General features: G+C 58.8%; 20 protein-coding genes and 2 pseudogenes. 8 read left to right on the top strand and 14 right to left on the bottom strand.

All coding sequences use genetic code 11. From position 1 onward, the window contains the following. On the top strand, positions 1 to 1,437 hold the full coding sequence (locus ABWI03_RS23470; RefSeq protein ID WP_124569519.1) for an ATP-binding protein: 1,437 nt from the start codon (positions 1 to 3) through the stop codon (positions 1,435 to 1,437). A gap of 70 nt (positions 1,438 to 1,507) precedes the next feature. Continuing rightward, positions 1,508 to 1,861 carry a UBP-type zinc finger domain-containing protein gene (locus tag ABWI03_RS23465; protein ID WP_298773028.1) on the top strand — a complete coding sequence of 118 codons (354 nt, stop codon included), beginning with the start codon at positions 1,508 to 1,510 and terminating at the stop codon, positions 1,859 to 1,861. Between the two features lies 1 nt (position 1,862). Here ABWI03_RS23465 and ABWI03_RS23460 read toward each other — a convergent pair whose 3' ends face one another. Together ABWI03_RS23460 and ABWI03_RS23455 are read right to left on the bottom strand one after the other, a co-directional pair. Continuing rightward, positions 1,863 to 2,192, bottom strand: a complete 330-nt coding sequence (locus ABWI03_RS23460; protein WP_353802424.1) for a hypothetical protein — start codon at positions 2,190 to 2,192, stop codon at positions 1,863 to 1,865. A 38-nt stretch (positions 2,193 to 2,230) separates the two neighbouring features. Next, a complete protein-coding gene (locus tag ABWI03_RS23455) occupies positions 2,231 to 2,725 on the bottom strand; it encodes a DUF3558 family protein (RefSeq protein WP_298773020.1) in 495 nt (164 codons plus the stop codon). A 176-nt stretch (positions 2,726 to 2,901) separates the two neighbouring features. Between ABWI03_RS23455 and ABWI03_RS23450 the strand changes: the two genes are divergently transcribed. Beyond that, positions 2,902 to 3,957: a 2,3-butanediol dehydrogenase gene (locus tag ABWI03_RS23450; protein ID WP_003941279.1), complete on the top strand. Its 1,056-nt coding sequence runs from the start codon at positions 2,902 to 2,904 to the stop codon at positions 3,955 to 3,957. Here the strand turns inward: ABWI03_RS23450 and ABWI03_RS23445 are convergent. From ABWI03_RS23445 to ABWI03_RS23435, 3 genes are all read right to left on the bottom strand, one after another. Then, positions 3,947 to 4,270 (bottom strand): 4Fe-4S dicluster domain-containing protein, encoded by a 324-nt coding sequence (locus ABWI03_RS23445; RefSeq protein WP_298773018.1) that lies wholly within the window; start codon positions 4,268 to 4,270, stop codon positions 3,947 to 3,949. The two genes, ABWI03_RS23450 and ABWI03_RS23445, sit on opposite strands and share 11 nt — an antisense overlap. Continuing rightward, the gene (locus tag ABWI03_RS23440) at positions 4,267 to 5,856 is read right to left on the bottom strand and encodes an FAD-dependent oxidoreductase (RefSeq protein ID WP_298773016.1); all 1,590 of its coding nucleotides are present in this window, start codon (positions 5,854 to 5,856) and stop codon (positions 4,267 to 4,269) included. Before ABWI03_RS23440 ends, ABWI03_RS23445 begins: the two co-directional genes overlap by 4 nt. Positions 5,857 to 5,980: 124 nt before the next feature. Then, positions 5,981 to 6,226: a hypothetical protein gene (locus tag ABWI03_RS23435; RefSeq protein ID WP_298773015.1), complete on the bottom strand. Its 246-nt coding sequence runs from the start codon at positions 6,224 to 6,226 to the stop codon at positions 5,981 to 5,983. Between the two features lie 223 nt (positions 6,227 to 6,449). Between ABWI03_RS23435 and ABWI03_RS23430 the strand changes: the two genes are divergently transcribed. Then, positions 6,450 to 6,830 (top strand): helix-turn-helix domain-containing protein, encoded by a 381-nt coding sequence (locus ABWI03_RS23430; protein ID WP_298773012.1) that lies wholly within the window; start codon positions 6,450 to 6,452, stop codon positions 6,828 to 6,830. On the opposite strand, the gene ABWI03_RS23425 is transcribed toward ABWI03_RS23430, so the two are convergent. The 5 genes from ABWI03_RS23425 to ABWI03_RS23405 all read right to left on the bottom strand — a co-directional run bounded on the left by ABWI03_RS23425 (position 6,827) and on the right by ABWI03_RS23405 (position 12,662). Beyond that, complete coding sequence (locus tag ABWI03_RS23425) at positions 6,827 to 8,620, bottom strand: AMP-dependent synthetase/ligase (protein ID WP_298773009.1); 1,794 nt, start codon at positions 8,618 to 8,620, stop codon at positions 6,827 to 6,829. The two genes, ABWI03_RS23430 and ABWI03_RS23425, sit on opposite strands and share 4 nt — an antisense overlap. Further along, positions 8,617 to 9,060 carry a MarR family winged helix-turn-helix transcriptional regulator gene (locus tag ABWI03_RS23420; protein WP_298773007.1) on the bottom strand — a complete coding sequence of 148 codons (444 nt, stop codon included), beginning with the start codon at positions 9,058 to 9,060 and terminating at the stop codon, positions 8,617 to 8,619. The genes ABWI03_RS23425 and ABWI03_RS23420 overlap by 4 nt, the downstream gene beginning before the upstream one ends. Positions 9,061 to 9,163: 103 nt before the next feature. Further along, entirely contained in the window at positions 9,164 to 9,295 is a 132-nt protein-coding gene (locus tag ABWI03_RS23415; protein WP_003941363.1) for a putative transporter small subunit, read from the bottom strand. 27 nt (positions 9,296 to 9,322) lie between these two features. Next, positions 9,323 to 10,975, bottom strand: coding sequence for a sodium:solute symporter family protein (locus ABWI03_RS23410; RefSeq protein WP_298773164.1), 1,653 nt, complete (start codon positions 10,973 to 10,975; stop codon positions 9,323 to 9,325). A gap of 388 nt (positions 10,976 to 11,363) precedes the next feature. Continuing rightward, positions 11,364 to 12,662, bottom strand: coding sequence for a plasmid pRiA4b ORF-3 family protein (locus ABWI03_RS23405; RefSeq protein WP_298773162.1), 1,299 nt, complete (start codon positions 12,660 to 12,662; stop codon positions 11,364 to 11,366). A 339-nt stretch (positions 12,663 to 13,001) separates the two neighbouring features. On the opposite strand from ABWI03_RS23405, the gene ABWI03_RS23400 reads away from it, so the two are divergent. Further along, complete coding sequence (locus tag ABWI03_RS23400) at positions 13,002 to 13,598, top strand: T3SS (YopN, CesT) and YbjN peptide-binding chaperone 1 (protein ID WP_298773004.1); 597 nt, start codon at positions 13,002 to 13,004, stop codon at positions 13,596 to 13,598. 126 nt (positions 13,599 to 13,724) lie between these two features. Beyond that, positions 13,725 to 14,624: pseudogene (locus ABWI03_RS23395) on the top strand (3'-5' exonuclease); the annotation flags it as partial. 692 nt (positions 14,625 to 15,316) lie between these two features. On the opposite strand, the gene ABWI03_RS23390 reads toward ABWI03_RS23395, so the two are convergent. Both ABWI03_RS23390 and ABWI03_RS23385 read right to left on the bottom strand, forming a co-directional pair. Further along, positions 15,317 to 16,249, bottom strand: coding sequence for a hypothetical protein (locus ABWI03_RS23390; protein WP_298773002.1), 933 nt, complete (start codon positions 16,247 to 16,249; stop codon positions 15,317 to 15,319). A gap of 85 nt (positions 16,250 to 16,334) precedes the next feature. Further along, a complete protein-coding gene (locus ABWI03_RS23385) occupies positions 16,335 to 17,270 on the bottom strand; it encodes an HNH endonuclease (protein ID WP_298773000.1) in 936 nt (311 codons plus the stop codon). Between the two features lie 636 nt (positions 17,271 to 17,906). On the opposite strand from ABWI03_RS23385, the gene ABWI03_RS23380 reads away from it, so the two are divergent. Both ABWI03_RS23380 and ABWI03_RS23375 read left to right on the top strand, forming a co-directional pair. Beyond that, positions 17,907 to 20,678, top strand: coding sequence for a DEAD/DEAH box helicase (locus tag ABWI03_RS23380; RefSeq protein WP_298772998.1), 2,772 nt, complete (start codon positions 17,907 to 17,909; stop codon positions 20,676 to 20,678). A 48-nt stretch (positions 20,679 to 20,726) separates the two neighbouring features. Further along, positions 20,727 to 21,491, top strand: a pseudogene (locus tag ABWI03_RS23375) (3'-5' exonuclease); the annotation flags it as partial. A gap of 1 nt (position 21,492) precedes the next feature. On the opposite strand, the gene ABWI03_RS23370 reads toward ABWI03_RS23375, so the two are convergent. Continuing rightward, positions 21,493 to 23,427, bottom strand: a complete 1,935-nt coding sequence (locus tag ABWI03_RS23370; protein ID WP_298772996.1) for a TerD family protein — start codon at positions 23,425 to 23,427, stop codon at positions 21,493 to 21,495. Positions 23,428 to 23,595: 168 nt separating this feature from the next. Beyond that, the gene (locus ABWI03_RS23365; protein WP_118603727.1) at positions 23,596 to 24,402 is read right to left on the bottom strand and encodes a hypothetical protein; all 807 of its coding nucleotides are present in this window, start codon (positions 24,400 to 24,402) and stop codon (positions 23,596 to 23,598) included. Between the last annotated feature and the right edge of the window lie 12 nt (positions 24,403 to 24,414).

Genomic DNA, 24,414 nt, shown 5'->3' with positions numbered 1-24,414 from the left:
ATGTCCATTCCTGAATGCAGCCCCGACCTGCTTCGCACCCTGTTCCTGTTCGAGAAGCTCACCGACGATCAGCTCGAATCACTGTGCCAGGCAGGCCATATCACCGAGATCGATCGAGGTCAGGTCTACCTCGAAGGTGAGCCTGCCACCTGCTTCTACGTCCTGATCGAGGGCGAGGTGGTGCTGTCCAAGCTGTCGGGTGGCGAAGACATCGAAATCAACAGGACCACCCAGCGTGGCGTCTACTCGGGAGGATGGACGGCGTACCTCGGCGATCGTGTACCGCAGGTGTACGCGGGGTCGATGCGAGTGACGACTCCTTCGACGTTTTTCGTCCTGGACGCCGACAAGTTCGGCAACGCGATGCGCGAGTGGTTCCCGATGGCCGTCCATCTACTCGAGGGTGTCTTCTTCGGCAAGAAGAACACCCAGCAGATCATCGACCAACGAGAACGACTGCTGGCGCTTGGATCACTGTCGGCGGGATTGACTCACGAGCTCAATAATCCTGCAGCCGCGGCAGTTCGAGCGACGGCGTCGTTGCGCGAACGTGTTGCAGGCATGCGTCACAAGCTGGGAATGGTCGCGTCAGGCACCTACGACCGAGATGCCCTCGTCACGCTCATGCGACTTCAGGACGAAGTTGCAGAAGTTGTCGCCAAGGCGCCGACACTCACTCCCCTCGAAGCCTCCGATCGGGAGGATTCGTTGGGCGAATGGTTCGAGGATCATTCGATTCGCGAGGGTTGGGATCTGGCTCCGACCTTCGTGCAGGCTGGTCTCGACACCGCTTGGCTCGACAATGTTGCTGCAGCCGTAGACGACTCGGTGCTAGAAGGCGCAATTCGCTGGCTGAATTACACCATCGAATCCGAACTCCTGATGAACGAGATCGCAGACTCCACAACGAGAATCTCGACGCTCGTCGGTGCGGCGAAACAGTATTCACAGATGGACCGCGCTCCCTTCCAGACCATCGACGTCCACGAACTGCTCGACAGCACGTTGATCATGTTGGGGCAAAAGATCGGAAGCGGAATCGAAGTCGTCAAGGAATACGACCTCGCGCTGCCACCGATCGACGCGTACGCCGCCGAACTCAATCAGGTGTGGACCAACCTCATCGACAATGCGGTGTCTGCCATGGACGGGTCGGGAACACTCACCGTTCGGACAAGCCGCGATGGCGACCGCGTGTGCATCGAGATCTGCGACACCGGTGCCGGGATTCCCGATGACGTCATCGACAGGATCTTCGAACCGTTCTTCACGACTAAGCCTGTTGGCGAGGGAACCGGTCTCGGTCTTGATATTTCGTGGCGAATTGTGGTTGGCAAGCACCGTGGCGAACTGCGGGTGACGTCGGAGCCCGGTAACACCCGGTTCAGAGTTTTGTTGCCTATCGCGGGCCCACCGCGGGATACGCGCGACGACTAGTCGCCCTTGCACGGCCAGAACGCAAAGCGCACGATGAAATGACCGACTTCAGCCAGTGAGAGGGTGGACCATGACCGAGGGACTTCCAGCCGGGATCGATCCGAGCGTCCCGCCCAGTGGCGCGGGATGCGTCGAATGCGATGCGAGCGGTGGTTGGTGGGTGCACCTGCGTCGATGCGCGCAGTGCGGTCATGTCGGTTGTTGCGACTCCTCGCCGTCACAGCACGCGAGCAAGCATGCGGCCTCGACGAAGCATCCGTTCATGCAGAGCTACGAACCTGGCGAGGATTGGTTCTGGAGCTTCGAAACCAACGAGGCGTACGACGGACCGGAATTGGCTGCACCCACTTCACATCCCGTAGATCAGCCGACCCCAGGGCCTAAGGGTCGTGTCCCAGCCGATTGGCAGCGACACATCCACTGACTCAGTTCGGTTGGTCGATCGACCTCAAAGTCGAGACGTTCGACGACTCTTGATCGAATGCGTTGTCGATGCAGGCTTGAAACTGAGCCTGCATCGCCTCCACGACCGCGACATGACTCGCCAGCACATCGACCAGCGCATCGGGGCCGCCGACCGCTTTCTCCTCGAACTTAACCTGCAGTGCCCGGGCCGATCCGAGAGTGCCGAAGCCTCCCACTTGACCGAGAAAATTCGCATCGTCCGACAGTGACCTGAACAGCGAAATTAGATCATCACACGCCTTCGCCAAATCCTCTGCAACCCTCTTCTCCAGATACAAATCGGACATCACATACTCCAATTCACTACGAGTCGAATCTCTTCCGAGCGTTATTCGGGAAGCAGCGGTAACACGGTCAGGCCGACCCGCTCAACTAGTTCACACGGCGTTTCGGGGCGCTGGTCACCGACTTTCGCACCCACTCGAATCATTGCCGTGGACTGAGCAGTCGCGAAGGCGATATTGCACGCGGTGTCCGCCTTGTCGTTGTGTTCCTGGAACATCAGAACCTCTCGGCCGCCAATTTGAATTCGATGTAGATCGCGCATCACCGGATTTGCTTCGACGTCCGCCAGCGAGTGTGTTGTGGAAGTCAGACGGAGGAAGAACCAAGATCCTTCCCACTTGCATATATTGAACCCATCGATATGGGTGTCGACGATGTCAATCTCCATAGTTGCCGGGTCAACTCCGACTCTCTCCAATTCCTCATTGCTGAGAACCTCACAGGGATCGAACATCCCAATCACGTCGACAGGAAAAGCTTCGCCCTCGACCGTCGAGGAACAACCCCCAACCAACAGCGTGGCCGCGACCAAGACCACTGCACCCCTCACTCCCACAGCACTCCCCCTCGTTCGCGGCCCGCTCACAGGATTAGACGCTCCCCAGCACCGATCGGTTCCACCCCATTGCATTCCGTTGCAACCCTTCACCCGCGCCGATAATCGGCCTAACGTCGATCTACCAGGGGATTCACAACGAAGTGAGGTGCGGATCAATGAAGGCAGCACGGTTCCACGGGCAGAAAGACATCCGGATCGAAGAGATCCCTGAGCCCGAATTGCGGCCAGGAACAGTCAAGCTGAAGGTCGCATGGTGCGGAATCTGCGGCACCGATCTCCACGAGTACCTCGAGGGACCGATCTTCATCTCCGCACCGGGCCACCCGCATCCACTCTCACACGAGAATGCGCCGGTCACGATGGGCCACGAGTTCTCCGGCACCGTCGAAGAGGTCGGCGAAGGTGTCACGGACGTCGAGGTCGGCGAAAATGTTGTCGTCGAGCCGTACTTCGTCTGCAACGAGTGCGCCCCGTGCAAGGCGGGCAACTACCACCTGTGTACGAAGATGGGGTTCATCGGCTTGGCCGGCGGTGGTGGCGGGCTCAGTGAGAAGGTCGTCGTCGACCGTCGCTGGATCCACAAGATCGGCAACATCCCGCTCGATGAGGCAGCTCTCATCGAACCGTTGAGCGTCGCCCATCACGCAGTCGTACGCAGTGGTGCCGAAAGCGGCAACGTCGCCATCGTGGGCGGAGCCGGACCAATCGGACTCCTCGTTGCGGCAGTCCTCAAGGGTCTGGGTGTCACGACGATCGTCACTGAACTCAGCGAGGCCCGCAAGGCCAAGGCCCTCTCCAGTGGCGTGGCCGACTACGTCATCGATCCCACCACCGAAGACGTCAAAGCGCGCGTCCTCGAACTCAGCGGAGGCATCGGCGCAGACATCGGCTTCGAATGCGCAGGCGTCAACGCGGTCCTCGACACCATGCTCGACACGGTCAGGCCTGCTGGAGTTGTTGTCAACGTGTCGATTTGGGGCAAACCCGCGACCATCGACATGCAGAAGCTGGTCCTCAAGGAGATCGACCTACGCGGAACCATCGCGTACGTACGCGACCATGAAGCGGTCATCAAGATGGTCCAGGACGGTGTCGTCGATCTGGCGCCATTCATCACCGGTCGTATTCAGCTCGAAGAATTGATCTCCGAAGGGTTCACCACTCTGATCGAGCACAACGACACTGCAGTCAAGATTCTCGTCAGGTCGTGACCGGACGGGGCACCTCCGGGCCCACCGCAGTCAGCGACCCAGGTACCCGCCCCTTGCCCCATCCGATCTTCTCTCGGTAGCGGCCGATGTGATCGTCCTCGATCACATCGGCCGTTTCCAATGGTGTGGATTGCGGATGCACATACAGCGCATCCGTCGGGCAATATGCCTCACACATGAAGCAGGTCTGGCAATCCGATTGGCGCGCAATCACCGGGACGCCCGACGGCGTCCGATCGAAAACATCTGTGGGACAAACATCTACGCACTTGTCGCAGCCGATGCAGTCAGGCGCAGACACCAGCTCGATCATGAAGCCACCAGTGCAGACCCGGCAGATTCAGAAGTTCGGGTCCACACCGAATCCAAACCGCCGGTAAGAACGTGATGGTGCTGCGTCACATCGAGTTCGGGATAATCGTCCCGCTTGCTCATTCCCCGAGTCTCGGTCCGCGCCAACGTCGAGTGATACATCCAGCGACCGACGGCCGTGATCGCGGCAGCCTGCCGCGCCGCCATCCGACCTGCTGGATCCGCGCCCAGATCCGCACTCACTGCACCCCACAGCGATTCGAGCTCACCGAGCGCTGCGGATACTCGATCACCGCTGCGGAGGTAGTTCTTGTCGAAGGGAATCAGCTGCGCCTGAGCAGCTTTCATCACATCGTCGGCAGCAAACCCGGTTCGTACCGGATTACGCAATGCGACGGTTCCGGCTCCGCGTAGACCACTGGTAGCCCCGCGTCCGACCGACAGCGCATACCGCGCAGCGCCGGTTCCTGCCCATGAACCAGAGGACATCGCCCACGCGGCGTTGTGACTTCCCCCGCCGGTAAAACCTCCGCAGATTCGCTCTCGGGTCGCAGCGTCCCCGGCGGCAAAGAGTCCTGGAACGGATGACGCGCAATCGTCGTCAACGACGTTGATTCCCCCCGTGCCGCGCACCGTGCCTTCAGCGAGCATGCCGACCTCGAATTTGTCGGTGAAGGGATCGATTCCGCGGCGATCGAATTGCAGGAAGAAGTTGGGTTGCCCCAGCCTCATTCGACGCTGCACCTCAGCGTCGGCCCGATCGATCTGCGCGAAGACCGGCTCATTCCGCAACGTTCTGGCGATGACGGACCTCCCCTTCGCCGAACCGGCACCTTCGAGCACGCTTCCGTCGGCGTGGAAGAACGTCGCGTACGCGTAGTAAGCCGTCTTGGTGATCGTCGATCCGGCCGCTGCGATTCCGTACGCGTTGGAGAACTCCATGCCGGAGAACTCCGCTCCGACTTCGGCTGCCATCAATGCACCGTCACCGGTATCGACGTTGGTCCCCAACGCACCGGACAGAAACGCACAACCTCCGCTGGCGACCACTACGGCGCCTGCCGAGATTCGGTAGTCCTGGTGCTCGTGGCGTTGGTAGCCCGCAGCTCCGCGAACTCGCCCGGCGTCGTCCACCAACAACTCCAGCGCCGGCGAATGGTCGAGGATGCGCACCCCGGCTCGACGAATCCAGGTGCGCATCCGCCGCATGTACTCAGGCCCCTGCAAGCCGGTGCGTATCTGCTTGCCCGTGCTGGAGTCGACGGGGAACGGATATCTGCCCTCCACCGCGAGGAGATCCATGTTGGAGTAGGTCTGCTCGAGGACGCGGTCCATCCAATGGTGGTCGGCAAGATATCCGCCGAGCGCCTCACGACCGGCCTTTGCCCGCTCACGGGCAGTCGTATCCGGTTCGACGTACCAAACACCCGTTCCGGATGGGGCCGTTGCGCCGCTCGTTCCGCAGTAACCCTTGTCGACCAGGACGACGTCTGCACCGGCCTTGGCCGCACGCAACGCTGCCCATGCGCCGGCGGGGCCACCACCGATCACCAATACATCGGTGGAGAGTTCGAGGACGTCCGTCACTGGCCAGCTCCTGTCAGAGGTCTACGCAACACTTCTGTTGCTGCAATATTCCTCGAACGAACTACCCAGCGCCACAGCCAGAATCACTGTGAACTCAACCGGTCACCATCGCATCGACAGAGCGCTACGACGCTTCCCGCTCCTCGTCGGTGCACAACGCGGAGTACTTGGCGAAGGCTTCCTGCAAGGTCAGCGATTTGCGTCGCTCGGCGATGCCGCGGGGCTTTCCCTGTGCGACACATCGACGCGCATGCTCGATCACAGCTTCACGTATGACGCTGGAAATGTCCGCGCCCGTGAGCTCTTGGAGGGTCTCTAGGGCCCTCAGTTCCTCTACGTCGAATCTCACCGTTACCGATCGTCTAGCCACGCTCAGGATGTTACTTGCGGGTACACCAATTTTGGTGAGTTACGTATGCGTCACATCGAATATCTTTGGGCGCCAAAACCTTCGAATTCGGATCTACGTGGGTAAATCGTTTTCCACTCACGGCACTCATGTAATGCAACGCACACGGCGCTAGCCAGCGTGCCGACGGACACTGTCGCTGTCTATGCTTGCGAAACACTGCCTTCGATCGGAGATATACCGCGTGAGCATCGACCACATAGTTTCCGCAGTCGACGGCAACGCTGCCGAGCGGATCAAGACGGCTCTGGCCCAGAGAGCTGAAGCCTCGACGGACACGACCACGCTGGTGTTCGACGGCGTGAGCATCGAGATTCCGCCGTCGGTCGGCGACGCCGTCGTGCAGCTACTGACCTACCTCGCTGCCGGGGACAGCGTCGCCCTCGGGCCAGTTGCAGAACTCCTCACCACCTCGCAGGCAGCAGAGATCCTCGGCGTTTCGGACACGTATGTACGCAAACTCGCCGACGCCGGCAAACTCCCGATCGAACTACGCGGCACCCACCGCAGGTTCCGCCTCGATGACGTGATGGCCTACCGCGAGCAGTTCCCCAAACGCGCCTAGCTTTTCGCGTACATTCCTTCGATTTCCTTCGAGAACCGATCGACGACGACATTGCGCTTGATTTTGAGCGTCGCTGTCATCTCACCGTCTTCCTCGGTCAGATCGCGATCCAGAATGACGAACTTCTTGATCGACTCCGCATGCGAGACAGCGGCATTGGCGTCGTCGACGGCCTTCTGAAGCTCCGCGCGAAGGTCCTTGTCATCGCGCAGTTCTGCGACGGTAGCACCGGAAGGCTTGCCGTTCTCCGACTTCCACTTCTCGAACACCTCGGGGTCGACGGTCAGCAGCGCCGTGATGTAGGTCTTCCCGTCACCGACGACGACTGCCTGCGAGACGATGGAATGTGAACGGATACGGTCTTCCATCGGGCCGGGCGAGACGTTCTTGCCGCCTGCCGTCACCAGTAGATCCTTCTTGCGTCCCGTGATGGAAAGGTAACCGTCGCTGTCGAGTTCACCGAGATCCCCGGTGCGCATCCAGCCGTTGACAAACGACTCTTCGGTGGCCTTGTCGTTCTTCCAGTAGCCCTTGAAGACAACCCCGCCGTTGAGTTCGATCTCGCCGTCCTCGGCGATGCGAACCCCGTTGCCGCCCATCGGCTGTCCGACGGTTCCGATCTTCTGAGCACCCGGGACGTTGACGCAGTGCGCCGCAGTGGTTTCGGTGAGACCGTAACCCTCGTAGATCGGAACTCCGAGCCCACGGAAGAAGTGACCCAGCTCAGGAGTCAGGGCGCCGCCGCCGGAGATCGCGAACCAGCACTCGCCGCCGAGAGCCTCACGAAGCTTCGAATACACGAGCTTGTCTGCCACTGCGTGCTTCGCCTTCAAGATCAGCGAGGGACCGCCCTTGTCGAGGGCTTGGCTGTACTCCTTGGCGGTGGCTTCGGCGAAGGCGAAGATCGCGCTGGGGATCTTTCCACCGGATTCCGCCTTGCGTGCTGCGCCGTCACGAACTTTTTCGAAGACACGCGGAACACCGAGGATGGTGTTGGGCTTGTACCGCTCGAATTGAGTTGTGATGGTGGCAAAGTCGGACCAGTGCGCCTGCGACGCACCAGCTTCGAACGTCGCGAGGGACACCGCGCGGGCCAGTACGTGCGCGAGCGGCAGGAAGGTCAGGACTCGGTTTCCCGGAACCGCCACCTTGCCGATCGATGCCGTGAGAATCCCGCGCACCTCGGACAGGAAGTTGCGGTGCGTGAGGATGCATCCCTTGGGACGGCCTGTGGTGCCGGAGGTGTAGACGAGTGACGCCAGATCGTCGGCCTTGATGCCCGCGAGCCGCTTCTTCAGCTCGGTGTCGTCAACGTCGGCACCCTGTGCGGTCAGCTTTTCGACTGCTCCGTCGTCGATCTGCATGACGGCCTTGAGAGAGCTTGGCGCGTCCTGGAACAGCTGCTCGTGCGCGCCGGTTTCGACGATCGCGATGACGGCCTCGGAGTCTTCGAGGATCCAGCTGACCTGGCCCTGAGACGACGAATCGTAGATCGGGACGGTGGCGGCGCCGGCGGCCCAGATGGCGAAGTCGAAGAGCGTCCACTCATATCGGGTCGCAGAGAGGAGTGCGACGCGGTCGCCTGCCTGCACGCCAGCGGCGATGAGCCCGTTTGCGACGCCGGTGACCTGCTCGGCGAACTCTTTAGCCGTTACATCTACCCAACCCTCGCCCTTGGGGCGGGAGAACACCGTCAGATCTGGCGTGCGCTCGGCGTGAGTGAAGACGGTGTGCACCACAGACTCATTGTCGGAGATGGTGAACTGGGCTTTGGCGCTGTACTCACTCACAGGGTGTCATCTCCGTTGGTCTGCGATTCGATGCTGATTCTGAAGCGGTGGAGTGCGCGGGCGAAGTCTGCGACCTCGGACTCGGTCCAATCGTGCAGCCTGCCGGCGACTTGGTCGAGCCGACGCGCGTCGGCGGCGTCGAGGTATTTGCGGCCCGCCTCGGTGAGGTGCAGCGGATTGCCCTGTCGAACGGATCCCGGATCGACATACACCCAGCCTGCCTCGATGCAGCCGCGAACTTGGCGCGAGATGGTCGAGCGGTTGACGCCGAAGACTTCGGAGATCTCCGTGGCCTTGCAGCCGTCGTTGCGGCCGATGAAGGAGAGGAAGGAATGCTGCGCGATCGACGGGTGGTCATCGGAATGCCGATCCCCCGTCATCAGCTGCCGCGTCAGGTGCACCAGCTCGTCATGAACGGCTGGTGGACCGGTGAGCGCCATTGCTCCGTCGTGTTGCACTGCGCAACTATAACGCTGCCCCTAGTCCCGATTGCAATATGACCGCCGCCACCGACAAGAAGTCCGTCGGTGGCGGCGTGAAAGGTTAGACGAGATCCTCACCGTTGCGGCGAGCAGTTGCCCAGTCCTTGAAGAATCCCTTGCTGATAACTCCCAGCACGACCAAAACCAACGCCGGCCAGATCAGAACGTAAATGGTCAGTAGAGCAGTACTCATCCGTATTCCTTCCACTTGTCTCGACGGTTACTTTCCGGACGCTCCCACGGCAGGAAACTCGTCCTCGTCGAAGTCTCCCGTCCGCTGCTTGATCAGTTCGAAATCGAACGTCTCACGCTGATTGACGGACATCGCAAAGCACACGACGGTACTGACGGCATAGGCCACCAAAGATCCGCTGAGCGTTGGGTAATCGTGCAGGAAGCCGATTGCGAACGGCGCGGACAGCACGATCGCCAGGCCGCCGACGATCTGCGCAACCTTCAGACCGAAGAATCCAAATGTCATGAGCCCCAGCACCACTCCGATACCGACAACGGCAACGATGTCGGAGAGTATCCCGAACATCCCATCCATCGGCACCCAACTGAATCGGACGGGCAAGAAGGCAGCAAGGGCCACCAGCACCGACACAGTGAAGGCTTTGTTGGTGACCTTTCCCCAATAGAAGCTCGCGATAACCGGGAACACCAGCGCGCCCCACAGCGCGCCGACGAACACCAACAGATCCAGAATGCTCAATTGCAGACTTGCCAAGGAGATAGCCGCCGCCGTGGCAACAATCATCGTCACTCGGCCGATGAGCAGCATCCGTCGAGGGTTCGCATTAGCCTTGCCGGCGATAGCCTGGCCGTAGACGTCGGTCATCACGATGGACGAGAGCGCAGCAAGGTCCGAGTCTGCCGTCGATGACAGCGCGCCGATGATCATGACAAAGAAGACAGCCAGCAAAATTCCGGGCAGGTACGACGCGGCCATCTGCGGAATCAGGTTGTTGACGTCACCATCCATCGGCTCGATTCCGAGGTACAGCGCGAGAACACCCAGCATTCCGACGCCGATGACCGTGGCGCCATATCCCACGGTTGCGGTGATGAAGGTGGGCTTGATCAGGTCTTCGCGGACCGCGAACAGACGTTGGGCAATGGTCTGGTTGCCGATTGCGTAGGCAAGAACTGCCGCGATGTACGGCGCACCCTGCTCGAAGAAGGCAACGCTCGAGAAGAAGTTGCCCTGCTCAGCAGTAAGGTTTCCTGCCCCGGATTCGAGGGCTGCCGGGAACCCCGCCGCAAAGAAGATGAACGGCACCAAAACCGCTACCGCACCGAGCATTCCGATCAGCTGAACGAAGTCGGTCAACACCGAAGCACGGAAACCCGACCACAACGTGTACAGCAAAACGCCCAGCGCAACGATGAACACACCCTGAATGAAGTTGAACGGCGACACCAACGCGATCAGCAGACCACCAGCGAGGAAGTTCGACATCAAACTGATGAGACTGCCGACTATATTGGAACCCGCGAGCATCAGCTGACTCGAGCGTCCGTGCCGCGCGTACATGACCTCAGCCAGCGTGTGGGCTTTCGGCGCTACTTTACGAATTCGCTGGCCGAACGGATAAATGAAGAGAATCATCAACGCGCCCCACAAACCGTAGTGAATGGGGCCGGAGATTCCGTAGGTGTAGCCAGAAGTGGCAGATGCGTACATCGACGACGCCCAAATCCAGGTGGCCGTCATACTCGCGGCCGAAACACCAAATCCTAATTTGTTTCCGGCGGTCATAAATCCGTCGGCATTTTCCTGCTTCTTACCAATACGAAGAGAAATCAGAAAAGTTCCACCATAAAAAGCAACAAGCAGTGAAACAATCACCAAGGTACTGAACTGGACCATGTCGGACCCCGTCACATGCCACATCCTTCGCACATAATCGGCAGAATAAAGCACAAAACCCCTGTTCAGGGTCTTTGCGGTTCGTTTCTGCACGCCCTAGGAGCGACCGCCATACCAACACCGGTCACATATTCAATTGACTAGCAACACGCACTTCGTCTTTTCGGAAACCCAACCTCCACAAAATAAATCTTCTGCGCAAGCTTTTGGCTCGACCACGCAATTCAACAACTGAGAATCGACCATAGCATGATGGCAATTTTGAACAAAAATTCCGATATTTTCCCACCCGAAAATATTTATGATTCCGCCGCAGAAAAATCGTGCGCTTCCAGCACATATAACAACTCCGCATCGATTGAAATCGATGCTCGATTCGATCGCTTAGCTACACCGACAGGACCATCCTGGCAAACCGTCGGCCCCACTCGGGATCGGCGGAAACATGCTGGTCCAGCGGATTGGAGACGATCGCCCCGATCATTCGCAGGTACACGAGAGTGTCTCGCGCCATCCACGTCCAATCGTCGTCGCCGAGGCGGGTTCCGTCTGTTGTCGACCAACCCAATGCCGTGAGTCCTTCGATCATCACTTCACTACGTTCGGACTCCGACAAGCCGGCAGCCAACGTAAGGAACAGAATTTGGCCGGCTTCCTGCGCCAACTCACCCTTTCCCAACGGCATGGCCGTCACGATATGACGCCACAGCTCGCCTTCATATGCAAGCACTGACGCGCCGAGTCGAGTCAGAATCAATGTGCCTCGGAGTTTTCGGACAAATCCCAGTGTCTTTGCGGCTTCAACGAGTACTGCTAATTGCGCGTCACTCCCTGCCGTGACATCGATCCAGTCACTGCCCCAATCGAATTCGTCTCGGGCGGCCGCAACATGGTCCAAAGGAAGTGCCCCGGACGCCGTCAACGCAATCCCACCGACTCGCGCGGAGTTCAGCAGCCACAGCAGTTGGCGGGTTGCTCCCTCACGCATCACCTCGAAATAGTTGTCATATCCGCCACGAAGCTCCGATTTAGCGACTGAGGCAAACAGTTTCGGCGCGGAATGAACCGACAGGCGGCGCAAGAAATTCTCGAACAGCGAGCTTTCCACGGGCGGTGATTTATGCAGTGCCACTGCAATGGTGACGGCCGCGTTCGACTCTGTGAGAACAAATCGTTCGGGATCGAATAGCCCGGTACTCACCTGCGCGTTCAGGAACTCGAGATACCCGACCGGACCGCCAGAATCCTCCGGCGGGCACGCTCTCGCGCCGTCAAGACACGATGGCTCAGAAATCGGCTGGTCTTCGACAATCTGCTCGAGAACCAACGTGTGACCCCACCTTGCGCGGGCGTTGTACTCATAACGGACGTACTCCCCTACCGCGGTAACTGCCTCGTCGATCCGGACTTCGTCCTCACCAAACTCGTCTTCCTGGTATCCGTCGCGCTCGATCACTTCTCGCGCGATATACCGATCTGGGCCATTGTCCGTTGAGTGATGGACACTCACCCACTGATGAGCGTGTTGATCTCCCCATCCCATCACCGCCTGCACAATCGAATGAAGTTGGTCCAGTTCGATATTCGACGAAACCGAAAACCGTCTCCAAATAGGCGGCGTGATGCAGTCGAGTTCGATCCGCAGTACAAAGTTCGCCACTTCCGGCCGTCGACGCTGATTCCGCATCTGCCTCGGCGTAAGGACCTTCATCTGGCTTTGCGCCGCTTGATATGCAGGTACCAAACGCAGATGTGAAGCTCGCCGAACTCGCTGACCCGTCATGTATGGAGGCTAGATCTACCTACCGACAGCCGAGATACTCACTGCCACAAGGTTGCCCGATTTGTCGGGGCTCGCATGACGTCGCTGGTCGGCTGTTAAGTCCTGACCAGTGCGGACCTAGCCAGGCATCTTCAATCATCCACTGCGCGGACAATAGTGTGCGCCGATTACCGTAGACCTGACACCTACCGCACGAAAACCGTGCCCAGCGCCTGCTCGGACTGGCACAGAACATGAGGATCCATGAGCGACCACGACACGACCGCCGACCAGCCCCTCCACATCAACGGCGCAATTGCCTTGGTGACGGACGAGCGCGACGAGTTGGTTCGCCTGTGCGTCCAGACCCTCGCCGAACTACTGGGTAGTGAGCCTGCCACCGATGACGATGGCGACATTGTCGTGCCTGTTCACGGGTTTGTCGTCTACGTGACAGTTGCGGATGACGGCCCTCAGATCAACGTCTGGTCCTCGGTCCTGACGGGCCTCGGCAATCCCTCGCATGCCGCAACCCGGTTGATCGAACTCGCGCAGGAATGGCCGCGCCTGCGCTTCGCTTTCAGCGGCGACCACCTGCTGGTCTCCACGATGCTCGACGCGGACCCCTTCGCCCCGCAGCATCTGCTGAACTTGATCGACGAGGTTCACGACTTCACTCACGAACTCGACGACGATTTCGCTGAGTCCTTCGGCGGCACCCTCGACTGCGACGAAGACGACGACAGCTACGCCGGCGAATGCAACACCGGTGGCTGCGGCGACGATTGTGACTGCGATTGCGGCGATGAAGCAGACGGCGAGCTCAGCATCAGGGCCGTCACCTCGACGCCCAGCAAGTAGTGACTGTCCGTCCTGATCTTGAGTCGGAATCGACAAAGTCGACCCCGCAGGCGCATGCACCTCCGCAAGGTGCATGCGCCACGAAGTACTTGATTATCGAGCACGCAAATCCACGATCATCCACCGGCAGTGTGGAAGTTGGTAGAGGCATACCGCCGTTACAGCCGGATGGATGGCAGCCTCGGTTTCCCCGAAATCCTGGCGCTTGCCGCCGAGCATCTCCGATCGCGAGGTGAACAAGGTAAGGGATATCTGGCAGACCATGCCATCGTCGACGAAGCCCAGGATCTCCATGCAACTCACTGGGCATAGTTGCGCGCGCTTGTCGAAGAAGGTCCCAACGACCTGTTCATCGCCGAAGACTCACATCAGAGGATCTACGGGCAACCAGTCGTGTTGTCTCGCTTCGGAATTAAGATCATCGGCCGATCGCGCAGACTGACGTTGAACTACCGGACCACTGCACAGAACCTGCACTTCGCCGTGAGTATCCTGTCCGGAGCCGACTACAAAGACTTGGAACAGGGCAACGAATCCACCGAGGACTACCGATCCGCACGTCTCGGCCCCAACCCTGAACTACTCGAATGCGACTCTGTACCTGATGAACTCGACAAGGTTGCCGAGAAGGTGCGAAGCTGGCTCGACGACGATGTCGATCCATCCACGATCGCGATCCTCACCCGAGGCAAAACTGACAGGACTCAGTTTGTTCGCGCACTCGGCGAGCGTGGCATTGATGCCCGAGCTCTCGAAGACAATCCAGCCACTATCGGCCATGTTCAGGTTCTGACTATGCACCGGTCCAAGGGCATGGAATTCTCGCGTGTTCTGCTCGCCGGTATCGACGACACACATGTTCCTTCGGCAGCAACTCTCCGGACCGTGCCAGAGGAAGAACAAGCAGAAGCACTACTGCGTGAGCGGTCCCTTCTCTACGTCGCCGCCAGCCGAGCTCGAGATGAACTTGTCGTGACGTGGAGCGGCAAGCGTTCGGAACTTCTCGGCACCACTTCCGTGTCGTAGCCCATCTGTACAGTCGCAATCCGAACAGGCGGAAGGGACACGACGCCAGGTGGGGACAGCCCTCTCGACGAGCTGACGTCACGGCTAAACTGCCCCGGCTCGACCCCTGCGACAGGGAGCATCCCGAAGGGGATACGCAGGCAGCTATCGCTGTCCCGTGTGCAGAGAACCTATCGGGCTTTACCCCAATCGTCAGGTGCTCTGCTAAGGCTGGGTGAGATCGACGTCGACGGCACGACGCCCATTGAGGGTGACGCCCCGAATTTGTCAGACCTCACTCTGCGGCATGTCGATCCGAGCAAGCTACTTTTCGAGCATCTCGACCCGGTTGATCCCGAATGGCGACCATCCCGGTTCGGACTTGTTAACGACGGCGTTCTTGCTCTTGCCGGTTAGATCGGCGCCCCAATTCAGATACCGCCGGGGGCGACGATACTGAGTCGTCGGCGCGACAGATGACGAGCGACTGGAGTTTTCCACTCGGGCGATCCGCGAGTTGTATCCGTATCTCCGTGCAGAACTTCAGATCAGCAGCCGAATGTCGGGCTATTTCCGGGATCGATCTACAGCCCCAACCGCAAATCAATGTGGAATTCAACGACATGTAACCGAAGCTCTTGCGTCAATCCAGTCGACTCGTGACCTCTCGCAACCGCTCTACAAACGACACGAACATTCGTCGCTTCACCTCGCTAGGCAGTCTCAAATACCCCAGCCGATTTCTCGTAGGTGCATCCAACAGCGTTCTCCGCCAGCAGTTTCAACAAATCTTCGACTGGTCGATCAGGAAGCAGAACCGACACCTCAGGACGAAGGTCAAAGCCTCTCCGATAATCAAGTAACTGCCCCAACGCCATTCGTACCGCCTCGCGCGACGCTGACGCTTTCGCCTCGTACAAGTGATTATTCGAGACGTCGTGAATATCTACGAAGAGTGGACGGGTAGTGCCCTCTGGCAGAATTCGGTACCCTTGCACTTTGTGGTTCAGAGCAGTTAGGTAGTCCGCAAACCTGCTGACCAATTCCGACTCGACCTTCACCGCCGTCGTCGACGCAAAGCCTGTGAGGTCGTATGACCCAACCCTATGCCTTTCGAGTGCACATGGACCGGAATGTCGCCCACCCGCACGAGTGACACTTCCACCCAGCCAGGGATTTCCGTCGCGCAGGGCCAGCTTCCCAACATGGTCCTTCCACATCGAATCAAGCATCTGGTCCGATGGGCTGTAGACTTTCCGTCCCGAACTCTGAACCGGGAACTTGAAATCAGTAAGGGTGCTTTTCATCTGGTCGTACGGAAGTCGATCAGACGGATCGATCAACACCTCCCATTCCGCGGTGATGTAGGGTGCCATTTTTCCGGGTTCTGACCAATGCGGGTGGAATTCCACACCACTGGAAAGTATCTGGCCACTGGCGATTATCCCATTTCTATTACCGGTCTTGTGAAGGAAGATTTGATCACCAGGCTCCGGATCGCCGTGACCCTGACCGAAACTCCACCGTATCGGCGCCGTATATCCTTGGGCAGTAAGCCGAACGTGTTCGGCGAACTCGTCGGGGTCGTAGCCCCCATCGCTCCCGTCCCAGAGCACAACGAACGTCCTTGATGCGCGTGCTTCCATGGAACTGATCCTTCCGCGGACCCTAAACCGGTTTGACAAACTACAAATCGTCTCGCCAGGTCCTGCTGTTACACGAGGACCACTGTTAGCCAGCCGACTGAAACTTCTTGTAGCTCAACGCGAGCAGCTCCGGATCAGGCCGCTCAGCTCGTAGGGCTGGTATCACCATCAGTTTCTGACCGTGCCGTTCCTTGAGTCCATGTTCGAGCATCGGACCATCGATCTCTTCGAGAAGATCCTGCCTGATCTCAACTACAAGATCGGGACTGATTCCAAGAATGTGCACGTCGAAGGCCGCATGGTGAATCTTGCACATTGCCAATCCATTTCGAACCGAGGCAACGCCGGCCTCATCTGAGTCAGGGACGATATGCGCTGCATCGAGCAACGAACTGTGCCCCAAAGCGCAAACAGCACATCGAGTTTCGTAGGCTCGCATCACCGTCGCCCGAAATACCGGCTGGTGCAGACGTCTCTTCGTTTCGGAAATCAAGTAGCGTCGCAAGTGGGACTCGATCGGAGAATCCGTCACATGGAGATCACGAGCAAATTCGGTAGCGACAACAAACTGATGGAGACCTACCTCCTCATCAACGAGGTACACGGGAAATATCGGCTGAAACTGGCCCGGCCCGACACCGAAGAACCAGATCAACGGCACCTTCTGCTCCATCGCCGCGCGCAGCCCACGATTGTCCTGGTGATCCGGATCCACACCACTCCACTTGTAGCGGAGAAAGCCATCGGCTCCGACTGCATCCTCATACGGCCGATCGGCACCTTGGCGGCGATAAACTGTACTGATCGAAAGAGCTGACGAGAGCTGACGTGGCTTGCGGATACCTCGCTGAGGATCCATTAATCTGAACATCTCACCGTCGATGGTGAAGTCCAGCAGTTCCTGCTTGCTAATCGAGTCGAGTCCGTCGTTGGTTCGTACTGTGAGGAACTGCATTGCTTCTCGCCGAAGCCGCGTATCAAAATCCTCAGCACCGTGCGCAATACTCACAATGTCAGTCAACTAAGCGTCCTCTCCCCCACGTGTTGGCCACACGCAGTGATGTTGACGTTATCCGAGGCAACGGACTCGATCCCTGGCACCACGCCGGCGAACGGCAGTCCATATGTCGGCGAGGCGTGCCAGGATCTGCACATCGCGCACTGATAGCGCATTCGACGACCAGCTGTCGCGTCCAATCAAATTTGCGGCGGGTACGGTTGCCCCGGGGGTGTACTCGACCGACGCGTAGGTTGCACCCGCGGATACAGGACAAGATTTCGGGGGCTGGGGATGATTCGAGATGACTATAGGGCGATTGACGTCGTGCGATTCTGGAGAGCTGTCGAGTTATTCAGTCCTCAATCGGTACCCAAACCAGATCCCACCGAACCCAATTTTCCGGTAGAACTCATCCGAGACGACCGCCCCCTGCCGTGGGAATGCGGCCATCGACTGCACGCGCCCCCAACACGAAAAGGTTTCACTCGCCGACACACGATCTACCTCGGCATATATCGGATCGACGATGTTTGGAAGTCATTGGACGGGATCCTCGACCCTGGTGCCGAGAATTTCGATCCGCGACCGAGTGGCGAGTGTGCACTCGCCGCAATAGTCGTGGATGAACAAGGTTGCTATGTAACAGAATCCGGTGTGATGTCCAGTCTTGCATGGGCTGCCGGCCGCGCATTCAACCCGGGCCCGAAATGCCGCGGTTGGCTCGATGGATTCGACCAAATGGCAGAAAAGTTCAATCTCGCCGTCGCTGATGTTCTCAGCCACACGGAATTCGTCGACGATCAACTACCTTTCGACCACGACACCCTTGAAGTGCTGAGAGTGCGTTGTGCAGCGTTACTCGGAGCCGAAAGCCTCGGCATCAACGTCAACACAATCCGAATTGCATCACGTGAAGTTGCAACGCCCGCTGACGAAGGACAAGGCGACTTCCTGAACAGCTTCATCGCCAACGACCTCGCACATGTTGTCGAGCACATGAATACTGGCAACACTGGCCAAGGTCTCACGCAGTATCTCACCGAGGACGCTGCGATCAACCACACGCAACGAGTCGACCTTCGTACGAACGTCAGCGCAACGCTCAACGGTTGCAGACCCGCCGCAACCCCGCCGGGTCGGTGGCCTAGTCCGTTGGACCAACCACTCGCGCTGAGTCAGCAGTTTGCAGTGAATGCGATTATGGGCGAATTAAACAGCTCTGCGGGGATATTCGCGGTGAACGGCCCGCCTGGAACAGGCAAAACAACTCTCCTCAAGGATCTGGTCGCTGGAATCGTTGTTGAGCGCGCGCAACGAATCGCAGCCCTCATCCACCCCCGCGACGCCTTTGTCTCGAACTCGCCACATCGCTGGAACTCCGGCGACTACCCGCGAACTGTCCAACGATGGAACAGTGCATTTCACGGATTCGAGATCGTCGTCGCTTCCTCGAACAACGGTGCCGTCGAGAATATCAGCAACGAAATACCTTTGGTCGGAAAGCTCGCTGCATGCACTGACGATGCTGACTACTTCGCAGAGATCGCAACCGACTTACTGAACGTCGACAACGCGCCAGGTCCGCAAGCAGAACCCCAGACTGCGTGGGCGCTGTTGGCTGCGCGACTCGGAAAGAAGTCGAACCGTACTCGCTTCGTCGACACACTCTGGTTCGACAAAAAGATAAAATCCGCCGACGATCACACGCGACTCGGACTTCAGTCCATGTTGAAAGAGCTCGAGATTCGCGGACCCGAGCGGCCATGGCTTGATGCGACCAACGCGTTCAAGAAGGTTCACGACAATGTCACTAAAGCCATGCATGAACGTGACCGGGCCTACTCGACGTGGAATGACCTCATCACGTTGGAAAAACAGCTCCCAAATACTGTTCGCCGGCTCGACATCGAAAACACTCGTCTCGCTACGGCGGCTGCCGCCGAACAGGAATGCGCCGAAATTCTTCGCCGTGAACTCAACGGCCGTCAACACTTCGAGGAAGAGTTGCGCCGCCATGCCGAACGGCGCGGGCAGTGGTGGCAACGCCTCGGTAAGACCGCCCGTGCCCAGCACCGCCAGTGGCTGACTCAACTGAGCCAACTCACCGCGCATCTAGGTCGATACGAACATGCCTACACACAGGCCTGGACCGACCACCAAGCAGCCTCCGCGACATTGGTCGGCACCCAAAATGATAACTATATCGTTGCCGCGGAACTCCACTCACTCACCACGCACATCGCACATCTCAACCTCACTATGGCGGAGTACCGCACTCGATGGGGCGACGCAGTGCCGAACCCAGAACTTCTCGAGGACCCGCAGCGCCGCGAGAAATCAGCATTATGGGCCGATCAAGAAGTCAACGAACTTCGATCGCAGTTGTTCGTCGCCGCACTCGAGTTGCATCGCGAGTTCCTCGGCCACGTACCGAAGCAGATGAGGCAGAGCCTTCATGGCGCCATGGACGTCGTGGGAGGTTCCGCGCCCAAGGACCTCGCTCCAGATATTGTTGCCGACGCCTGGCGTGCCTTGTTCTTTCTGGTGCCGCTGGTCTCCACAACGTTCGCGTCGTTCGACCGGGTATTCCGCGGACTCGACGCGGCAAGTCTCGGTTGGCTACTCATCGACGAAGCCGGGCAGTCGACGCCGCAGAATCCCGTCGGCGCGATCTGGCGATCACAGCGGACCGTCATAGTTGGTGATCCTTTGCAACTCGAACCCGTGGTCACGATCCCGTTTCGCGCTCAGCAGGCCGTTCGTCAGGAGTTCGGCGCGAGTGAAACATGGTTACCTGCACATGCTTCGGCGCAATCGATCGCAGACCGCCTGAACCGATGGGGAACAACCCTCAACAGTTCTGACGGGCCGATCTGGGTGGGCGCACCACTGCGAGTACACAGGCGATGTAAGGATCCTATGTTCACTGTCGTGAACGAGATCGCCTATGCCGGAACGATGGTTCACGGTGGAAACCCCAAGCCTCAGGACCCTCTTCGGCCTTCTCAATGGCTCGACGTCACGGGTCCCGCAGTAGGGCATTTCGTGCAGGCGGAGTACATACTTCTACTGCGGTGCCTAGAGTCATTGGTCGCTGAAGGCCAACCGATGAGCGAAGTGATCGCTATCAGCCCCTTCCGTGATGTAGCACGCAGACTCACCAACCTCCCGGAGAAATACCCGGGCATCAAGGCCGGAACAGTCCACACCGCGCAAGGCAAAGAGGCCGATATAGTCTTTCTCGTCTTGGGTGGAGACCCGTCAAAGGCCGGCGCGAAACGATGGGCGTCGTCGAAGCCCAATCTGCTCAATGTGGCTGTCAGCCGGGCGAAGCTGCGACTGTATGTAATCGGGGACCGCGCGGCGTGGTCTCAGCACGCGCGATTCGACGTTCTTGCCCGGGAGTTGGACCGAACCGGGGCCGCATGATCTGATCATCAGTCACTGCGTTTATCCCGAGTGGCCGACAAGCCGTGACTGGCCGAGCACGTCATTGTCGACGAGGGCACAGGAATTGCACGCCACTCATTGGGCCCTGCTGCGCGCGTTGGTCAATGAAGGGCCAAATGATCTTTTCATTGCGGAGGATTCTCACCAGAGGATCTACGGACGTCCTGTGGCCCTATCGCGACTCGGCGTCAAGATCGTCGGTCGCGCACGCCGACTCACACTCGGTTACCGGACCACCGCACAAAACCTCAATTTTGCCGTCGGCATCCTGGCTGGAGCCGAGTACAAGGACCTCGAAACTGGCACCGAATCAACCGCGGAATATCGCTCGGCACGCAGCGGACCAATACCGAAGATGGTCGAATGCACTAATCAGAGCGACGAGCTCGACCAGGTGGCGCAGCACGTCTACGAATGGATCGAAGACGGAATCGTTCCCGAGACGATCGCAGTTCTCACTCGCAGCCATGATGACCGACTTCGATTCGTCGACGCGTTGGAAGAGCGAAGCGTGGAGACACGGGCCTTGGACAACAATCCCCAACTCCTGGATACGTGCAGGTCCTGACTATGCACCGCTCGAAGGGTATGGAGTTTTCCCGCGTCGTGCCCGCCAGTGTCGATGACGCCAACATCCCGTCTGCGGCATCGTCGAAGGCTGCAACACCCGAAGATCGTGAGGAAGCTCTTCTGCGGGAACGCTCACTGCTCTACGTCGCCGCAAGCCGCGCCCGCGACGAATTAATCGTCACGTGGAGCGGCCAGAGATCTGAACTGCTAGGCAAGATCTAGGTCAGTCCTCGTCCACCTCGACGCCGTAATCGACTGCCATGACGCCGAGGTCGTGGTTGTGTCCCTGGCCTACTGCCCGGAGACGCCAGACGTCGCCGCGGCGGTAGATCTCGGCGAGCACCATAGTTCGTTCGACAGTTCCAAGATCGAGCACAAATGTGGCAAATGTTCCGTCGGGACCATCAACGCTGACCGATACGGCACCCAAATCGCCGAAGGTCCGTTCACCGTCCACTGCAGCCGCGATTACAACACGCTTGCATTCGGCAGGCAGAGAGTCGAGATCTGCACGAATACTCTGCTCGCTGTCCCCGTCGACGGAAAGCTCCACTGCGCCGTCCTCATCCACGGTGTTGTTGTAGAAGACAAAATCCTGATCGGAATCAACCTTGTTCGCGCCGTCCAGGAGGAAGGCAACTACGTCAACGTCGAATTCGTCGCCGACATTCTCGGCCCGCCAAGCAACATTGATCGACCACGTCGGCTGAGCTACAGGGAGATCAACAACCTCGCCCCGCATCAAAATCGGTGCAGACAAGCGTGATTCGAGCTTCATGTGTGCCGGAACAGCGCCCGAAACCAGGGACTCGTTGACATCGGATTCCTTGATCTGCGGAAGCCCTCGTTCGATGACCCGTGCCATTCGTTTGTCAGACTCTGCGCCCTCCAACACCAAGACCTCGGTGACAGCGGTTGTCAGGTTGAGAGACGGCCTGGCACCCAATTGGAGAATGCGCGACCGCATGATCACACCGTCGAGGTGATTGCCACCAAGAATGAGCACGCGCCGACCCTGCCACGCCTTCGCCTTCCGATTCGCGAGAGGCGATGCGGCTGCAATCATCGAGGGACGTGCAACGGAGTTCGGCTCAGCGGGGCGCGATTGTGCCGGCACGACGATCTCCGGAACCAGAGCGACTGCACGCTCAGGCTCGACGATCTCCGGAACGAGAACGACTTCCGGTGCCGCAGGGAATACTGGCACTTCTACCGGATCGATGACGACGGTGCCACCGCTCTTGAGCTCACCAGGGAGTGCACGTACCAACAACTCTTCGAGTTGCTGCTCCGAGATAACGGGAATCCCGTCTGCACCGGCCTTACGCACCTTGCTGCTCTGCGATGCCGCGTTGTCGCACACCACAACGCTGGTCTGGCGGCTCACCGAATTCATGACATCGAGTCCAGCCTCCGTGAGGCGAGCGGCCAATTTGATTCGAGGAGTTTGCGTCGAGCCGCTAATCACGACCTTCATACCCTGAACCAAGCCGTACGCCATATTCAGGCGTCCAGGATTGGTGAACGACGACGGCACCCGCTTGATCTGATCAGGATAAACTGCGACGCGGCGATCCTTGCAACTGACTACAGGGAGCGGGAGCTGCAGAGAATCTGCCAGGGATGCACTCCGCCCGAAGATCTCGACAAGCACGCGGGCATCGTCGTACGCGTCATGTGCGTTGAGTTGCTCGATCTTCCAGTACTCGGCCAACGTTCCGAGCCTGTGGTTGGGCACGTCGAGTTCCAGACGGCGCGACAGTGCCAATGTACAGAGGCGTTTTTCGATCGGAGTTCCGAAGCCAGCTCGCTGAAACTCTGCGTCCAAGAAGCCGTAGTCGAATGACGCGTTGTGAGCCACCAGGGTCCGGCCCGAGAGCAACTCACCGAATTCCTCGGCGACGTCTTCGAAACGCGGCGCACCGGCCAAGCGGTCGGGAGTGAGGTTGTGAACGTGGACGGGCCCCGGATCGCATCCCGGATTGAGCAGCGTCGAGAACTGGCGCTCTACCGATCCATCCTCACGCAGGACTAATGCGGCGATGCTGAGCACACGATGCGACGCCGACCGCATTCCTGACGTCTCGACATCGAGAACGACCCAGCGGTGGTCCGCAGGCAGACAAAGCGTCTCGGCGTGGCTCAACGCACTAGTCATCGAAATTCCTCCATCAGAAAACTATGCAAACGATCGGCTCGGTGGTCGATTGACACCGACATCATTCCTGAACCGTCCGACAAAATCGTATTACGAGATACTGACAGTCTGTTGGCCCTATCGAAATGGCCCGATCGAAAACCGTCCGGAAGCGGCCCCCGCACTAATCTAGCGAACACTCATAGCAATCTTGCGTTTGGAATCAGATGAAAGTTGAGTCTCGATAAAGTCGTTCAACCGTTCCGGCGTCGTTTCGACGCGGAGCGCGACTTCCAGGATCGACCATGTGTCGTAGTTATCTTGTTCTCCGAAAGTTATGACACCGACTCCATGCTCCGCTGCAACACTTCGCACTGACAACAAGTCATCGGCCAAGGAATCTCGGCGCACCTGTGGAATATGCAGCAATACATAGGCATGGGTGGCGCTCCTCCTGTGCGCTAGCGCCTCGTAAACCGCCGTAACATTGATCTGATCAGCAGGCTTGACCTCAAATGTCACCACTTCGATGTACTTGCCTGGGAGGTAGTCGTACTCCTTCAGATTGATGGCGACGATGTCAGGGCGGGTCCAGCGACCGCCGGTGGAGCGCCTCCCTTGGTCCGAGGTATCTTCGACAACAATCGAATTCGAGCGAGTCTCGCGGCTCCATGATTCACGAAGCGTGTCGACAAGTGGGCCGTACAGGTGACGTTCTCTAACCCGCGCGGGAATACGCACCCCACCAACCGATTCAATGACCTGGCCTGCGAGTTCAATTCCATCGACTTGGTCCGGCGCGCGGCGCAGAGTTCCCCCACCACCAAGCCCCGCAATCGCGGCCTGTTTCCGGATCAACCCTTCACGAGTTTCCCAGTATTTTGTCTTCCTCCAACGTAGAGCTTTTCGGGTAGTGATATTCCCCTGGGCAGATCCGTCCTCAGGCAATGCTTGGTAGAGCGTGTATTCGTCGGTATTCAACTGAAAGTCGATCACTGCGGTCTCCAA

This window comes from Rhodococcus baikonurensis (genome assembly GCF_040489275.1).
Lineage (GTDB): Bacteria > Actinomycetota > Actinomycetes > Mycobacteriales > Mycobacteriaceae > Rhodococcus_F > Rhodococcus_F baikonurensis.
The sequence above is the reverse complement of the archived record's forward strand: the minus strand, read 5'-3'. Positions and strand labels throughout refer to the sequence as shown.